The organism is Nocardia kruczakiae NBRC 101016 (genome assembly GCF_001612965.1).
GTDB classification, from domain to species: domain Bacteria; phylum Actinomycetota; class Actinomycetes; order Mycobacteriales; family Mycobacteriaceae; genus Nocardia; species Nocardia kruczakiae.
The window spans coordinates 1-15,498 of sequence record NZ_BDBL01000008.1; the positions used below are offsets into that span (position 1 = coordinate 1).

The 15,498-nt window shown below is 67.1% G+C and carries 15 protein-coding genes and 2 tRNA genes; 6 read left to right on the forward strand and 11 right to left on the reverse strand.

Features of this window, described 5'->3' with window-relative positions:
• Positions 1 to 453 (reverse strand): AIR synthase related protein (locus tag NK1_RS08085; RefSeq protein ID WP_245660400.1); only part of this gene is annotated, 453 nt, incomplete at its 3' end.
• A gap of 282 nt (positions 454 to 735) precedes the next feature.
• Here NK1_RS08085 and NK1_RS08090 point away from each other — a divergent pair.
• Positions 736 to 1,437: a DUF3515 domain-containing protein gene (locus NK1_RS08090; RefSeq protein ID WP_084460709.1), complete on the forward strand. Its 702-nt coding sequence runs from the start codon at positions 736 to 738 to the stop codon at positions 1,435 to 1,437.
• Positions 1,438 to 1,442: 5 nt separating this feature from the next.
• Here the strand turns inward: NK1_RS08090 and NK1_RS08095 are convergent, their stop codons facing one another.
• Genes NK1_RS08095 through NK1_RS08105 form a run of 3 tightly spaced genes read right to left on the reverse strand, consistent with a single transcriptional unit; the run spans position 1,443 to position 3,922 of the window.
• Positions 1,443 to 1,742, reverse strand: coding sequence for a DUF6191 domain-containing protein (locus NK1_RS08095; RefSeq protein ID WP_245660394.1), 300 nt, complete (start codon positions 1,740 to 1,742; stop codon positions 1,443 to 1,445).
• Positions 1,743 to 1,773: 31 nt separating this feature from the next.
• Positions 1,774 to 2,892, reverse strand: coding sequence for a D-alanine--D-alanine ligase family protein (locus tag NK1_RS08100; protein ID WP_063007937.1), 1,119 nt, complete (start codon positions 2,890 to 2,892; stop codon positions 1,774 to 1,776).
• Positions 2,893 to 2,926: 34 nt separating this feature from the next.
• Positions 2,927 to 3,922, reverse strand: a complete 996-nt coding sequence (locus NK1_RS08105; RefSeq protein ID WP_063007938.1) for an NAD(P)H-dependent glycerol-3-phosphate dehydrogenase — start codon at positions 3,920 to 3,922, stop codon at positions 2,927 to 2,929.
• A 137-nt stretch (positions 3,923 to 4,059) separates the two neighbouring features.
• Between NK1_RS08105 and cofC the strand changes: the two genes are divergently transcribed.
• From cofC to NK1_RS08120, 3 genes are all read left to right on the forward strand, one after another.
• Positions 4,060 to 4,848: a 2-phospho-L-lactate guanylyltransferase gene (cofC, locus tag NK1_RS08110; protein ID WP_063007939.1), complete on the forward strand. Its 789-nt coding sequence runs from the start codon at positions 4,060 to 4,062 to the stop codon at positions 4,846 to 4,848.
• Positions 4,849 to 4,919: 71 nt separating this feature from the next.
• On the forward strand, positions 4,920 to 7,136 hold the full coding sequence (locus NK1_RS08115; RefSeq protein WP_063007940.1) for an RNA degradosome polyphosphate kinase: 2,217 nt from the start codon (positions 4,920 to 4,922) through the stop codon (positions 7,134 to 7,136).
• An 83-nt stretch (positions 7,137 to 7,219) separates the two neighbouring features.
• Positions 7,220 to 8,182 (forward strand): NUDIX hydrolase, encoded by a 963-nt coding sequence (locus tag NK1_RS08120; protein WP_084460710.1) that lies wholly within the window; start codon positions 7,220 to 7,222, stop codon positions 8,180 to 8,182.
• A 72-nt stretch (positions 8,183 to 8,254) separates the two neighbouring features.
• On the opposite strand, the gene NK1_RS08125 is transcribed toward NK1_RS08120, so the two are convergent.
• The 3 genes from NK1_RS08125 to leuC all read right to left on the reverse strand — a co-directional run bounded on the left by NK1_RS08125 (position 8,255) and on the right by leuC (position 11,137).
• A complete protein-coding gene (locus tag NK1_RS08125) occupies positions 8,255 to 8,911 on the reverse strand; it encodes an HU family DNA-binding protein (RefSeq protein WP_063007941.1) in 657 nt (218 codons plus the stop codon).
• A gap of 156 nt (positions 8,912 to 9,067) precedes the next feature.
• Complete coding sequence (gene leuD, locus NK1_RS08130; RefSeq protein ID WP_063007942.1) at positions 9,068 to 9,676, reverse strand: 3-isopropylmalate dehydratase small subunit; 609 nt, start codon at positions 9,674 to 9,676, stop codon at positions 9,068 to 9,070.
• 36 nt (positions 9,677 to 9,712) lie between these two features.
• Positions 9,713 to 11,137, reverse strand: a complete 1,425-nt coding sequence (gene leuC, locus NK1_RS08135; RefSeq protein WP_063007943.1) for a 3-isopropylmalate dehydratase large subunit — start codon at positions 11,135 to 11,137, stop codon at positions 9,713 to 9,715.
• Between the two features lie 231 nt (positions 11,138 to 11,368).
• Between leuC and NK1_RS08140 the strand changes: the two genes are divergently transcribed.
• Both NK1_RS08140 and NK1_RS08145 read left to right on the forward strand, forming a co-directional pair.
• Positions 11,369 to 12,070, forward strand: coding sequence for an IclR family transcriptional regulator (locus NK1_RS08140; RefSeq protein ID WP_063007944.1), 702 nt, complete (start codon positions 11,369 to 11,371; stop codon positions 12,068 to 12,070).
• 56 nt (positions 12,071 to 12,126) lie between these two features.
• Positions 12,127 to 12,627: a pyridoxamine 5'-phosphate oxidase family protein gene (locus tag NK1_RS08145; protein WP_063007945.1), complete on the forward strand. Its 501-nt coding sequence runs from the start codon at positions 12,127 to 12,129 to the stop codon at positions 12,625 to 12,627.
• Between the two features lie 68 nt (positions 12,628 to 12,695).
• Here NK1_RS08145 and NK1_RS08150 read toward each other — a convergent pair.
• The 4 genes from NK1_RS08150 to NK1_RS08165 all read right to left on the reverse strand — a co-directional run bounded on the left by NK1_RS08150 (position 12,696) and on the right by NK1_RS08165 (position 15,435).
• Positions 12,696 to 12,768, reverse strand: a tRNA-Glu gene (locus NK1_RS08150).
• A 139-nt stretch (positions 12,769 to 12,907) separates the two neighbouring features.
• Positions 12,908 to 12,979 (reverse strand) — tRNA-Gln (locus NK1_RS08155).
• Positions 12,980 to 13,189: 210 nt separating this feature from the next.
• Positions 13,190 to 14,647, reverse strand: a complete 1,458-nt coding sequence (gene gltX / locus NK1_RS08160) for a glutamate--tRNA ligase (RefSeq protein ID WP_063007946.1) — start codon at positions 14,645 to 14,647, stop codon at positions 13,190 to 13,192.
• 14 nt (positions 14,648 to 14,661) lie between these two features.
• A complete protein-coding gene (locus tag NK1_RS08165; protein WP_036503906.1) occupies positions 14,662 to 15,435 on the reverse strand; it encodes a fumarylacetoacetate hydrolase family protein in 774 nt (257 codons plus the stop codon).
• Positions 15,436 to 15,498: the final 63 nt, after the last annotated feature.

Consider the following 15,498-nt stretch of genomic DNA (forward strand, 5'->3'; position numbering starts at 1 on the left):
GCCGAGCCGGCCGGCGACCGCGACGATATCGCCGTCGCGCGCCCCCGAGCGCAGCACGGCCCGGCGGCGAGGGTCACCGAATGCGGTCACCGAGATCACCAGCTGCGGACTGCGGACCACATCGCCGCCGGCGATCGGGGCCCCGGCCCGCCGGGCCTCCGCCCACATGCCGTCGGCCAATCCGTCGACGAACGTCACCGGCGTCTCGGCGGGGCAGCCCAGCGACACCACGAAAGCGCTGGGCGTGGCACCCATCGCGACCACGTCGGCGGCATTCTGCGCGATCGCCTTGGCCCCGATGTCCTCCGGCCGCGACCAGTCCAGCCGGAAATGCCGATCCTGCACGAGCATGTCGGTGCTGACCACGTAACGCCCGGCCGGCGCCGCGACCACCGCCGCATCGTCCCCGGGTCCCAGCTCGACGCCACCACCGAACGACCGCCCGGCGTTCATCCGTTCGATCAATGCGAATTCGCCCAGGTCGCGCACGGTGCGCGGGCCGCTCTCGGTGATGTCGCTCTCCTTCTCCACACCCGGTTCAGGTCACCGGGGACACCACAGTCCGACGCTACCCTGTGCCTCGGCGGCGGCACCGGCCCGCTGTGGCCTCCGCTCGGGCGCGGCGCCCGGATGCCGCGGCAGCGCGCCGACGGCCGTTCGATACCCTCGAACACGCATTTCCAGACAATCAGCCGGGCGCGACGCCCGCCCGGCACGAGTGGAGACGAATCCCGGATGAGTAGCGAGACGGACCGGCCGACAGCGGACACCCCGCAGCCCGACCGACCGGAGTCCGAGCCCGGCCTTCCGGCCGCGGCCGACCCGGAACCCGCTACCGAACGGCACGAGAACTCCGCGCCGGCCGTGGCCGAAACCCCCGAAACCGACGACTCCGGCCCCCAGCTGCATCCGGCGCTGATCGCGACCGCTGTCGCCCTTCCGGTCGCGCTGATCGTCGTCGTCCTCGTCATCGCGGCCATGTCGCGCCAGTCCGCCGGCCGCGAGCCGTTGGCGCTGGGCTCGGTACCGGCGCCCGCCGCGTCGAGCCAGGATTGCACCACCCTGCTGACCGCGCTGCCGGAGTCACTCGGCGACGACTACACCAAATCCGAACTGGCCCAACCTGCTCCGCCCGCGACCGCGGCCTGGCAGCTGTCGGGCGGCGGCGATCCGATCGTGCTGCGCTGCGGATTGGACCGGCCGCTGGAATTCACCAAGGCCTCCGCGCTGCAGGTGGTCAACGGCGTGAACTGGTTCGAGGTGCGCGATCAGACCAGCGGCGTGACCTCCGGCACCTGGTACGCGGTGGACCGCGGCACCTATATCGCTGTGACGATGCCCACCAAGGCGGGACCGTCTCCCCTGCAGGAGATCTCGAACACGATCGGCAAGTCCTTGCCCGCGAAGCCGCTCGACCCGGGCCCCGTGCCGAACTGAGCCGGTCAGGAACGCGGTAACCGCGCCCGTCCGGCGCTCAGGTCGATCTCCGTGTCGCCGGGGGTTCCGTCGCCCGGGTTCTCCCGGTGCATGAGAACCGTCTGCCGCTCCTCGAATTCGTGCCGCTTACCCGCGTCGAACAACGCGTCGAACTGCTCGAATCCGATCCCCGCCGCGCTCGGCCCGGCGGATTCGCGCATCCAGGGCAGCGCAGTGCGCCCGGTCATCTTCCGGTAGCCCACCTCGGCGAACGCGACCGCGATGATCAGCAGCGCGAGACCGGGCAGCGTCATCGCGAGAATCACCCCACCCAGATTACGCGCGCCGCACCGCCACTCAGCGCAGTCCGGTGCCCCGGGTCAGCGCCGTCTCGATCAGGGTGGTGATCAGGGTGCGATTGTCGATTCCGGTGGCATCCCACATGCGCGGATACATGGAGATGGAGGTGAAGCCGGGCAAGGTGTTGATCTCGTTGATCACCGGTCCGGAGTCGGTGACGAAGAAGTCGACTCGCGCCAGCCCCTGGCAGTCCAGCGCCCGGAACGCCCGCACCGAGAGTTCCCGGATCTGTTGCGAGATATCGTCGTTCAGCTTGGCCGGGATATCGAACTCGCACACGTCGTCGAGGTATTTGGTGTCGAAATCGTAGAATTGCGGGGCGCCGGAGGCGGTTTCGCTCTCGGCGATGTCGCCGTCGGGCATGCGGATCTCGGCGATCACGCTGGCCTCGACCCGGCCGTCCGGGAATTCCAGTACGCCGCACTCGACTTCGCGGCCGACGATGGCGGCTTCCACGATCACCTTCGGATCGTGCAGACGGGCCGCGGCGATCGCCGAATCGAGATCGATCCAGTCCTCGACCTTGGTGATGCCGATCGAGGAACCCCCGCGCGCGGGTTTGACGAACACCGGCAGGCCGAGCCGGTCGCGGTCGGCCTCGCTCACCGAATCGGTGCCGGGGCGCAGCACCACCTGCGTGCCGACCGGAAGTCCTTCCGCGGCAAGAAGTTTCTTGGTGAACTCCTTGTCCATGCCGGTGGCGCTGGCCAGCACGCCGGGGCCGACGTAGGGCACCCCCGCCAGCTCCAGCAGCCCCTGCAGGGTGCCGTCCTCACCCCACGGCCCGTGCAGCACCGGAAACACCACGTCGACCACGCCGAGCACCGCTTCGGCGCCGTCGAGCGCGACCAGGGCGCCCGAGCGGCTCGGATCGGCGGCCAGGGTCAGCACGGTGCCGGCCGAGTCGACCGTGGGCAGCGCGCGCTCGCGAATGGCGAGTGCGCGCGCGTCGGCGCCGCTGAGCACCCAGGCGCCCTCGCGGGTGATGCCGATGGGCACCGCCTCGTAGCGTTCGGGATCCAGGTTGGTCAGCACCATGCCGGCCGAAACGCACGACACCGCGTGCTCGTTGCTGCGGCCACCGAACACCACCGCAACCCTGATCCGGTTTGTCATAGTCCGAACCGTACCCCGGCCGGACCGAAATCATTCATTCCGGTTTGATCCGCCGACCGAGTAATTGCCCGACGGCATCGGACACCGAGAGCCCCTCGTGACAGACCCGGTGCACCGCGGTGGTCAGTGGCATCTCCACATGGTGGGTCTCGGCCAGCGCCCGGATCGAGGTACACGACTTCACACCCTCCGCGACCTGCCCGTGTGTCGCGTCCTGAGCGGCGCGCATCGAACCGCCGGCGCCCAGCACATGACCGAAGGACCGGTTGCGCGACAGCGGCGAGGTACAGGTTGCCACCAGATCGCCCACCCCGGCCAGACCGGCCAGCGTGACCGGATTCGCACCCAGCGCCACCCCGAGCCGGATGATCTCGGCGAGCCCGCGGGTGATCAGACTGGCGACGGAGTTGTCACCCAGTCCCATACCCGCGGCGATCCCGCACGCCAGCGCGATCACGTTCTTGCACGCGCCGCCGATCTCGCAGCCGATCACATCGGTATTGGTGTAGGGCCGGAAATAGCCGGTGGCGCAGGAATGCTGTACGGCCTCCGCACGCGCGGCGTCGGAGCAGGCGACCACCGAGGCGGCCGGCTGTTCGGCGGCGATCTCGCGGGCCAGGTTCGGGCCCGACAGCACCGCGATGCGCCCGGAATCCGCGCCGGTCACCTCAGCGATGACCTCGCTCATCCGCATGAGTGTCCCGGTCTCGATGCCCTTGGCCAGACTCAGCAGCGTCGCATCGGAGCGGACGGCCGCGCGCCAGTGCGCCAGATTGGGACGCAAGGACTGCGACGGAACCGCCAGCACGACGATGTCGGCGTCGTCGAGGGCCACCCGGTAGTCATCGGTCGCCGCGATCCCGTCGAGCCACACATCGGGCAGATAGGCGGGATTGCGATGTTCGGTCGCCACGGCCTTCGCGATCTCGGGCCGCCGCGCCCACATCGTGACCTCGGTACCCGCGTCGTTGAGCACTTTCGCGAATGCGGTACCCCAGGATCCCGCACCCATCACTGCCGCCCTCGTCATCGTTTCAATATGCCACTCGCCGCGACGCGAGTACCCGGTACTCGGGGGTTCGCGTGTTCGATCGGTCACCGCCGCCGGGCTGTGGGCCCGACAATGCTTCGCGGCGGCGGGCACCCGGAACGTGCGACCATGAACGCATGCGTCCGGATGCCGTCCACGCCGTGATCGCGGTCAAGCACCTCGACCGAGCCAAGAGCCGACTCGCCGACCGATTGCCGGCGGGTGAACGCTCGCGGCTGGTGCTGGCCATGCTGTCGGATACGGTCGCCGCGACCCTGGCCGCGGGGCTCGGCTCGGTCACGGTGGTGACACCCGATCAGCGCGTCGCGACCGTCGTGCGCGAACTCGGTGCGGCGGTGCATCCGGACCCGTCCACGGCCGCTCTGGCCGCTCCGGCCGATACCGCCCAGCCCGACTCGGACAGCGACGGCCTGAACACCGCGCTGGCATCGGCCGCCGAGGCTGTGCGCGAGCGTCACGGCGCCGTCGATCTGCTTGCGTTGCAAGCAGATCTGCCGGCCGTGCATGCCGACGAGCTGCGGACGATGCTCGCCGCCGCCCCCGCCACCGGCCGCTCCGTGATCGTCGACCACACCGGCCGGGGCACCGCGGCGCTGCTGGTCCGCGCGGCCGGCCACACCCACGCGGCGGATTCGCTCGCCCCGTCGGCGGCGGGCGATGCCGCCGCCCTGCTGCCCCGCTTCGGGGCGGATTCCGCGCGCCGCCACCGGGAATCCGGTGCGGTGGAACTGGGCGGGCACTGGCCCGGTCTGCGACTCGACGTCGACACCGCCGAGGATCTCGACCGTGCGCTGTCGCTCGGGGTCGGCACGGCCACCGCCGCGCTGTTGCGCGACATCGGCTGGCCGGTAGGTGTTCACGAGAACCTCATTCGGAGGTGTGCCGCACCGTCACATGTGTGCTAGATGATCGCCAGGCCTCTATGCGAGGCCGCACCACGGTGGTGTCGAGCGCGACACCACCCGAGCCGTAAGGAATGATCGTGAGCGTGAGCGAAACGGAGACCGTCCCGCAACAGCCCCGGCTACCGGCGGCCCCGCCGGCGGCCACGCCACCGCCCACCACCGCCGCCGCGGCGCAGTTGCCCGCCGATCGCTACCTCAATCGAGAACTGAGCTGGCTGGATTTCAACGCCCGCGTGCTGGCCCTGGCCGAGGACCCTTCGGAACCGCTGCTGGAACGTGCCAAATTCCTCGCCATCTTCTCCTCGAATCTCGACGAGTTCTACATGGTGCGGGTGGCCGGCCTCAAACGCCGCGCCGAGGCCGGGCTCTCGGTCCGCTCCGCCGACGGCCTGTCGCCCAGCGAACAGCTCACCCTCATCGCCGAGCGCACCCAGGAACTGGCCGGGCGGCATGCCCGGGTTTTTCTCGACCAGGTACGCCCGGCTCTGACCGCCGACGGTATCGACATCATCGGCTGGGCCGATCTGGACGACGACGAGCGCCGACGGCTGTCGGGGTATTTCCTCGACCAGGTCTTCCCGGTGCTGACCCCGCTCGCGGTCGATCCCGCCCACCCTTTCCCCTATATTAGCGGCCTGAGCCTGAATCTGGCTGTCACGGTGAAGGATTCCGAGACCGGCGGTGAGCATTTCGCGCGGGTCAAGGTGCCCGACAATGTCGATCGCTTCGTCCGGGTGCGCCGCACCCGGGCCGAAACTTCCGGCGGGCGGCGCGATTCCGACATCGCGGCGCCGCCCCGGCTGGCCGCCTTCCTGCCGATGGAAGATCTGATCGCCGCCCACCTCGATCAGCTCTTCCCGGGAATGGAAGTGGTGGAACACCATTCGTTCCGCATCACCCGCAACGCCGACTTCGAGGTCGACGAGGACCGCGACGAGGATCTGCTGCAGGCGCTCGAACGCGAACTGGCCCGCCGCCGCTTCGGATCGCCGGTGCGCCTGGAAGTTTCCGACGATATGACCGAGCACATGCTCGAGCTGCTGCTGCGCGAACTCGACGTCGATCCGGGCGACGTCATCCAGGTGCCGGGCCTGCTCGACCTGTCGTGCCTGTGGCAGGTCTACGGCATCGACCGGCCGCTGCTCAAGGATGCGCCCTACGTTCCGGCCACCCCGCCCGCATTCGGTGAAAGAGAAACGCCGCGAAATGTTTTCGCCGCCCTGCGGGAGGGCGATGTGCTGGTGCACCACCCCTACGATTCGTTCTCCACCAGCGTGCAACGGTTCATCGAGCAGGCCGCGGCCGATCCGCAGGTGCTGGCCATCAAACAGACCCTCTACCGCACCTCGGGCGACTCTCCCATCGTCAACGCGCTCATCGATGCCGCCGAGGCCGGTAAGCAGGTCGTCGCGCTGGTCGAGATCAAAGCCCGCTTCGACGAACAGGCCAACATCAAATGGGCACGCGCACTGGAACAGGCGGGCGTGCACGTGGTCTACGGCCTCATCGGCCTCAAGACGCACTGCAAGACCTGTCTGGTGGTGCGCCGCGAAGGGGCCACCATCCGCCGCTACTGCCATATCGGGACCGGGAACTACAACCCGAAGACCGCGCGGCTCTACGAGGACGTCGGACTGCTCACCGCCGCACCGGAAATCGGCGCCGACCTCACCGACCTGTTCAACTCGCTGACCGGCTATTCGCGAAAGGCCAACTACCGCAATCTCCTGGTCGCGCCGAGCAGTGTGCGTTCGGGCATCGTGGAGCGGATCCGGCGCGAGACCGAACTGGCCGGCCAGGGCGTGCCGGCTCGTATTCGCCTCAAGGCCAACGCGATCGTCGACGAGCAGATCATCGACGCGCTCTACCGCGCGTCCCAGGCCGGGGTTCCGGTGCAGATCGTCGTGCGCGGCATCTGCGGGCTACGGCCGGGTGTGCCCGGGATGAGCGACAACATCGAGGTGCGCTCGATTCTCGGCCGGTTCCTGGAACATTCGCGCATCATGCATTTCCAGGCCCAGGACGAATACTGGATCGGCAGCGCCGACATGATGCACCGCAATCTCGACCGGCGCGTGGAGGTCATGGCACAGGTGAAGGACCCGAAGCTGCGCGAGCGGTTGGCGGTGGTGTTCGATTCCGCACTCGATCCCGCGACCCGATGCTGGGTGCTGCAGCCCGACGGCAGCTGGGCGGCCCAGCCGAGCCCCGACGCCGAAGGCCGCGGCGTGCAGGTGCGTGACCATCAGGATTTCCTCATGCGACTGCGGAGGCCGGACCAGCAGTGAAATCCTCGGCGACACGAGATTTCGATCGGTCCCCGGACGACGGCGACACCGCCCTCGATCGCCTCGGCGACACCGGCGGGTCGATGAGCGACGGCAAGGTGGATGCGGATGAGAGCAGCACAGGCGACACCATCTCGGATCCGCGGGTGACCGCCAACATCATCGCCGCCGGCGCGGTGGTGTGGCGGCGGCCCCGCGACGGCGGCCCGGTCGAGGTGGCCCTCGTACACCGGCCCAAATACGACGATTGGTCGCTGCCCAAAGGAAAGCTCGACCCCGGCGAAACCGCAATGGTCGCGGCCGTGCGCGAAGTGGCCGAAGAAACCGGCCTGAACTGCCGTCTGGGACGCTATCTCGGTCGGGTCACATATCCGGTACCCGGGCATCGCAAACTCAAACGAGTGGACTATTGGGCAGCCACTCCCGTCGACGGCGAGTTCGTCACCAATTCCGAAGTCGACCAGCTGCGCTGGCATCGGGTGGACCGGGTGATGGATCAACTGTCCTACCCGATGGATCGCCGAATCATCCGCAATTTCCTGCGCCTGCCGCCGGATACCGCGACCCTGGTGCTGGTGCGGCATGCGAAAGCGGGCCGCCGCGACCGATTCAGCGGTCCCGACGACGAGCGGCCGCTGGAAAAGGCCGGTCGCGCACAGGTTCAGGTGCTGACGCCGAATCTGCTCGCCTTCGGTCCGGGAGCGATCTATTCGGCGCCTCCGCTGCGGTGTGTGCAGACCGTCGCGCCGGTCGCCGACGCCCTCGGCCTCGACATCGCCCGCGAGCCGCTGCTGTCGGAAAGCGGTTATGCCGCAGCACCGCAGGCCGGTGTGGACCGGCTGCGGGAACTGGTCTCCCCCGGCGTCGTTCCGCTCGTCTGCAGTCAGGGCAAGGTCATTCCGGATCTGCTGCAACGCTGGGCCGACGACGACGGTCTCACCCTGCCGCCGGCGCGGAACCGCAAGGGCAGCGTGTGGGTGCTGTCGGTCGCCGACGGACGGCTGGTCGCCGCCGATCACCTCGATCGGTCCCTGCGTACCCACTGAAATCTGCGTACCCACTGAAACGCAATGACCCCGGACCGAAAGGACCGGGGTCATTGTCGTCGCGTCACTCGCCTATCGCCGCGTGGTGCGCTTGGTCGCCGTGCGCTTGGCAGCGGTCTTCTTGGCCGGAGCCTTCTTGGCCGCGGTCTTGGCCGCGGTCGTCTTCTTGGCCGCGGTCTTCTTGGCTGTCGCCTTGGTGGCCGTGGTCTTCTTGGCCGCGGTCGTCTTCTTGGCCGCGGTCGTCTTCTTCGCCGCGGTCACCTTCTTCGCGGGCGCCTTCGTGGCTGCCTTCTTGGCGGTCGTCTTCTTCGCCGGAGCCGCCTTCTTGGCCGTGGTCTTCTTCGCGGCGGTCTTCTTGGCCGTGGTCTTCTTGGCGGCGGCCTTCTTCGCCGCACCCGACACCGGCGCTGCCACACCGCGTTTCACGGCCGGACCGGCCGCCGCGATCTTCTGCTTGCCCGAGATGATCGCCTTGAACTGCGCACCCGGGCGGAACGCGGGCACCGAAGTGGGCTTCACCTTCACCGTCTCGCCGGTGCGGGGATTACGCGCCACCCGTGCCGCCCGCTTGCGCTGTTCGAATACACCGAATCCGGTGATTGTGACGCTCTGACCCTTGTTCACCGCACGCACGATCGTGTCGACAATGTGCTCGACTGCCGCAGTGGCCGTGCGCCTGTCAGTACCCAACTTCTCGGTCAGAACATCGATCAGTTCCGCCTTGTTCATTGAATCCTCCGCAGACTAATGGCCCGTCGTCGGACCGACTAGGTACCACGGTAAACCCTGAATGGGCAAGAGTCTATGTGCCACGCCAAATTTCATGTGGCGTGGCACACGCGCAGCAACCTCGATTGGTTGCTCTCAGCTAACACTCGAGACTGTTCAGTCCCCGGAAATAGCCGCTGGAATGGTGGTCGGTTTCCAAGACGGCCTTGCCTTTTCGAACTGCTCGATGGCCTCTTCCTGCCGAAGTGTGAGTCCGATGTCGTCCAGACCTTCCAGCAGCCGCCACCGGGTGTAGTCGTCAATATCGAAGGGCAACACGATGGTTCCAGCGGCCACAGTGCGCGCCTCGAGATCGACGATCAATTCCAGGCCCGGATGTTCTTCGATCAACTTCCAGAGCAATTCGACATCATGTTGTGACATCTGCGCGGCCACCAAGCCGCCCTTACCCGCGTTGCCCCGGAAGATGTCGGCGAAGCGGGAAGAGATCACCACCCGGAAGCCATAGTCCATCAATGCCCAAACCGCATGCTCTCGCGACGATCCCGTACCGAAATCCGGACCCGCGACCAACACACTTCCCCGGTCGAACGGGCTGGTGTTGAGAATGAAGCCCGGATCCGAACGCCAGGCGGCGAACAGACCGTCCTCGAATCCCGTTCGAGTCACCCGTTTCAGATAGACCGCCGGGATGATCTGGTCGGTATCGACATTCGACCGGCGCAACGGCACGCCGATCCCCTTGTGCACCTTGAACGGTTCCATAGTTGCTCCTGTAGTCCTGAGGTGAATTCCGGCCGATCAGTTCAGATCCGCAGGCGCCGACAACCGGCCCCGCACCGCCGTCGCGGCCGCGACCTGCGGCGAAACCAGATGCGTACGGCCGCCTTTACCCTGACGACCCTCGAAGTTGCGGTTCGATGTCGAAGCACACCGCTGACCGGGAGAAAGCTGATCCGGATTCATTCCCAGGCACATCGAGCAGCCGGCCTGCCGCCATTCCGCGCCGGCGGCGGTGAAAATCTCGCCCAAACCCTCGGATTCGGCCTGGGCGCGCACCCGCATCGAGCCCGGAACGATCAACATCCGCACGCTCTCGGCCACCTTGCGGCCCTTCAGAACGTCCGCCACGGCCCGCAAATCCTCGATCCGGCCGTTGGTGCACGACCCCACGAAAACCGTATCCACGGACACCTCACGAAGCGGAGTACCCGGCTCCAAATCCATATAAGTCAGCGCCTTCTCAGCGGACGCTCGCTCGTTTTCGTCGGCGAAATCCTCCGGATTCGGCACCACATCGCCCAGCGGGGCGCCCTGACCGGGGTTGGTGCCCCAGGTGACGAACGGCGTCAGGGACGAGGCGTCCAGGTGCACCTCGGCGTCGAAAGTGGCGTCCGGATCGGTCTTCAGCGCCTCCCAGGCGGCCACCGCCGCATCCCAGTCCGCGCCGGTGGGGGCGTGTTCGCGGCCCTTCAGGAATTCGTAGGTGACCTCGTCGGGGGCCACCATGCCCGCCCGGGCGCCGGCCTCGATCGACATGTTGCACATCGTCATCCGCGCCTCCATGGACATGGCGCGCACGGCCTCGCCGCGGTATTCGAGCACATAGCCCTGCCCGCCGCCGGTGCCGATCTTCGCGATGACCGCCAGAATCACGTCCTTGCTCGTGACGCCGGGCGGCAACTCGCCGTCGATATTGATCGCCATGGTCTTGAACGGCCGCAGCGACAACGTCTGCGTCGCCATCACATGTTCGACCTCGCTGGTGCCGATACCCATCGCCAGCGCGCCGAATGCGCCGTGGGTGGAGGTGTGCGAATCACCACACACCACGGTCATGCCCGGCTGCGTCAAACCCAGCTGCGGACCGACCACGTGCACGATGCCCTGTTCGATATCACCCATCGGATACAGCCGGACGCCGAATTCCTCGCAATTGCGCCGCAGGGTTTCCACCTGTGTGCGCGAGATCGGATCCGCGATCGGCTTATCGATATCGACCGTCGGCACATTGTGGTCCTCGGTCGCGATGGTCAGATCCGGCCGGCGCACCGGACGACCCGCCGCCCGCAACCCGTCGAAGGCCTGCGGGCTCGTGACCTCGTGCACCAGGTGCAGATCGATGTAGATGAGATCGGGTTCGCGCTGCGCGCCCTCCCCCGCACCCCGTGCGACGACATGCTGGTCCCAGACCTTCTCCGCCAGCGTGCGTGGCCGTTCGGCCATGACAACCTCCTGTGCCTATTGCGACGGCTTCGCCGCCGCGGTTTGCGGCCCCCAGGGCCTCGGTTCTTCCCTCCTCCACTCAGTCGCTGCGCTCCCTCGCTCCGTCAGTCCAGAACCGAGGCGGGCCACAAACTTGGAGGTGGGCGTCCTGTCGAGGTCCACCGGCCGGTGTGCGTCTTTGGTGTTCGACGAACTTGCCAATCTCACTATGCGAGACGCTAATATCGTTCTATGAGACAGCATAGCGGTATCGGGGTGCTCGACAAAGCCATGGCCGTGCTTCACGCCGTGGCCGAGCAGCCGTGTGGACTCAACGAGCTGTGCACCCGCACCGGACTGCCCCGGGCCACCGCGCATCGGCTGGCCGTGGGGCTGGAGACCCATCGCATGCTGGCCCGCAACGCCGCCGGATCGTGGCGGCCCGGACCGGCGCTGTCGGAGCTGGCCACCACCGCCGAGGACCCGCTGCTCGACGCCGCCGCCGTCATCCTCCCCCGGTTACGTGAGATCACCGGCGAGAGCGTGCAGCTCTACCGGCTCGACGGGCACTCCCGCATCTGTGTGGCCGCTCTCGAACCCACCTCCGGCCTGCGCGACACCGTCCCGGTCGGCGCCCGCCTGCCGCTGACCGCCGGATCGGCCGCGAAGGTCCTGCTGGCCTGGGCCGACCCGGACCTGCAGCGCGGTGTCCTGGCCGACGCGGTCTTCGGCGAGCGCGCCCTGGCCGAGGTCCGCCGTCGCGGCTGGGCGCAGAGCGCGGCCGAACGGTCCGCGGGTGTGGCCAGCGTCTCCGCGCCGGTCCGCGACGGGTCGTCCCAGGTGATCGCCGCGGTCTCGGTATCGGGCCCCATCGATCGCATGGGCCGGCGCCCGGGTGCGCGCTGGGCCGCCGACCTCGTGGCCGCCGCCGACGCCCTGCACAAGCGACTCTGACCACCCCGGTCCGCGCGCTGTGATCCCGGCCATACGCCGTAAAGTATCGTGACCGCATGGGAGTGAACCAACGCGCACAGATCGTGATGTCCGAGACGGAGATCACCGAATTTCTGGAACGCAGCCGCATCATCACGCTGGCGACCCTGGGCAAGAACGGAACGCCGCATCTCACGGCGATGTGGTACGGCCTGGTCGACGGTGAGATCTGGTTCGAGACGAAGGGCAAGTCGCAGAAGGCGGTGAATGTGCGGCGCGATCCGCGCGTCACCGTCCTGGTCGAGTCGGGCGATACCTACGACCAGTTGCGCGGGGTCTCGATCGAGGGCCGCGCGGAGATCGTCGAGGATTCGGAGGCGCTGTTCAAGGTCGGCGTCAGCGTCTGGGAACGCTACACCGGCCCCTACACCGAGGAACTGCGCCCGATGGTGGAGGCGATGCTGAACAAGCGCGTCGCGATCCGTGTCGTGCCGGAACGGGTGCGCAGCTGGGATCACCGGAAGCTCGGTATGCCCGCGATGCCGCCGGGTGGATCCACCTGGCCGGTGCAGGACTGACCGCACGCCGGCAAGAGACCTCGGAAACGAGAAAAGCCCTCCAGCTCGCGCTGGAGGGCTTTCGAATGTAGCCCCGACGGGATTTGAACCCGCGCTACCGCCTTGAGAGGGCGGCGTCCTAGGCCGCTAGACGACGGGGCCAGAGGACTTCCCCGAGGGGAGATCTCCGTGGATCTTTCGATCGAGGAGGCTCGGCAAGCTTAACCGGCCGAGACCCGGCGACCAAATCGCCGGGGATGCTGTTCCGACTCGACCGAACGAAGCGAATCAACATTCTCCGCTGGGGTACCAGGACTCGAACCTAGAATGGCTGAACCAGAATCAGCTGTGTTGCCAATTACACCATACCCCAATGACCTGGGCTTTCAGCCTCTCCCCTGCCGGTTCGAGGCCCTCGTTCCGGGCCGAGAAGAAGAGTACCAAACCCCTCCCCGATATATACAAATCGTCTGGTCAGAGCCACTTTTCAGCGCCGGTACGGCCCGACGGGCGCCCCCGGGCGGTCACGAACCCGCGACCGCCCGGCGCAGCGACCGATTCGGGTAGCACCCGGGCGCGGCTCCTACGCCAGCGCGGCCCGCAGCCGCCGCATGGTCACCTCGCGGCCGAGCAGCTCCAGCGATTCGTACAGCGGCGGGCTGATGTGCGATCCGGTGACCGCCACTCGTACCGGACCGAAGGCCTTACGCGGTTTGAGCCCCAGATCGTCCACCAGAGCCTTTTTCAGCGCCTCCTCGAGCGCGGGTGGCGTCCATTCGGAAACACCGTCCAGCGCCGCGACGGCGGCCTGCACCACCGGCACCGCGTCGGGGCCCAGATTCTTTTGCGCCGCGGCCTCGTCGACAGCAAACTCCTCGGCGGGCACGAACAGAAACTTCAATAGATCCCACGCATCACCGAGAACCACGATCCGGGTCTGCACCAACTCGGCCGCCGCTGCGAAAACTCCGTCGTCCACTTCGGCGCCGATGTGGCCCTGCGCGGTGAGGAACTCCCGCAACCTGCGGGCGAAATCCCCGGTATCCAGCAAACGAATGTGTTCGGCGTTGATCGCATCCGCCTTCTTCTGGTCGAAGCGCGCCGGATTCGAATTTACTTTCGATATCTCGAACGCATCGACCATCTCCGCCATCGAGAAGACATCGCGGTCCTCGGTGAGGCTCCATCCGAGCAAAGCCAGGTAATTCAGCAAACCTTCAGGAATGAATCCGCGATCCCGATGCGCGAAGAGATTCGACTCCGGATCACGTTTGGACAACTTCTTGTTGCCCTGGCCCATCACGAAGGGCAGATGGCCGAACTCCGGCGTGAACTCCGCCACCCCGATCCGCTGCAATGCGGCATACAACGCGAGCTGACGCGGGGTGGAGGAAAGCAGATCCTCCCCGCGCAACACGTGTGTGATTTTCATCAGTGCGTCGTCGACCGGATTCACCAGCGTATAGAGCGGATCTCCGGTGCCGCGGGTGAGCGCGAAATCGGGCACCGTCCCGGCCTTGGCAGTGATCTCCCCGCGAACCAGATCGTTCCACACCAGATCGGTGGCGGGCATCCGCAGCCGCACCACCGCCGGGCGGCCCTCGGCCTTGTAGGCGGCGATCTGCTCGGGTGTCAGATCGCGGTCGAAGTTGTCGTAGCCGAGCTTCGGATCGCGTCCGGCGGCGCGGTGACGGGCCTCGACTTCCTCTGGGGTGGAGAAGGATTCATAGGCTTCACCGGCCGCCAGCAACCTCTGGACGACATCGAGATGAAGCTCACGCCGCTGTGACTGACGGTAGGGACCGTAGGGCCCGCCGACCTCCGGCCCCTCGTCCCAGGTCAGTCCGAGCCACCGCAACGCGTCCAGAATCGCGTGGTACGACTCCTCGGAATCGCGTGCGGCATCGGTATCTTCGATGCGGAAGACGAAGGTGCCGCCGTGGTGGCGAGCGAACGCCCAGTTGAACAGCGCGGTGCGGATCAGGCCGACATGCGGTGTTCCGGTGGGTGACGGGCAGAATCGGACCCGTACGTCAGTCATATTCCTTCTCTCGATCAACGTTTGGCGGCAACAGGATTGGTGAGAGTACCGATGCCCTGAACCGTCACGGATACGGTTTGCCCATCCGTCATCGGTCCTACACCTTCCGGCGTCCCGGTGAGAATGACATCACCGGGCAGCAATGTCATCACCCTGGTGACCCATTCGATCACTTTCGGAATGTCGTGCAGCAGAAGTGAAGTCCGGCTGCGCTGGCGCACCTCACCGTCGAGTTCGGTGGTGATCTCGAGATCGCCCGGATCGAGTTCGGTTTCGATCCAGGGTCCCAGCGGGCAGAAGGTGTCGTATCCCTTGGCGCGCGTCCACTGCCCATCGTGGCGCTGCTGGTCACGCGCGGTGACATCGTTGGCGACGGTGTAGCCGAGGATGACGTCGGCGGCCCGGGCGGCCGGCACGTCCTTGCACGGGCGGCCGATCACCACCGCCAGCTCGCCCTCGTATTCGACCTGAGAGGAATTGGGCGGCAAGAGGATCGGCAGGTTCGGTCCAACGATGGCGGTGTTGGGCTTGAGGAAGATCACGGGATCCTCCGGCGCCGGCCCGCCCATCTCCGCGGCGTGCGCGGCGTAGTTCTTTCCGACGCACACCACTTTGCTGGCCAGAATGGGAGCCAGCAGTCGCACATCGGCCAGCGGCCAGGTACGGCCGGTGAATGTCGGGGTACCGAACGGATGCTCGGCGATTTCACGAGCGATCTCGTCGGAACCGTCGGTTTCGATACTCACGAACGCGACCCCATCGGGGCTGGCAACACGACCTAGACGCATGGCGAAGAGTCTATCCACCTGCCCGAACACGGCCGACCACCCGGTCTGCGACGGGCGGATGTG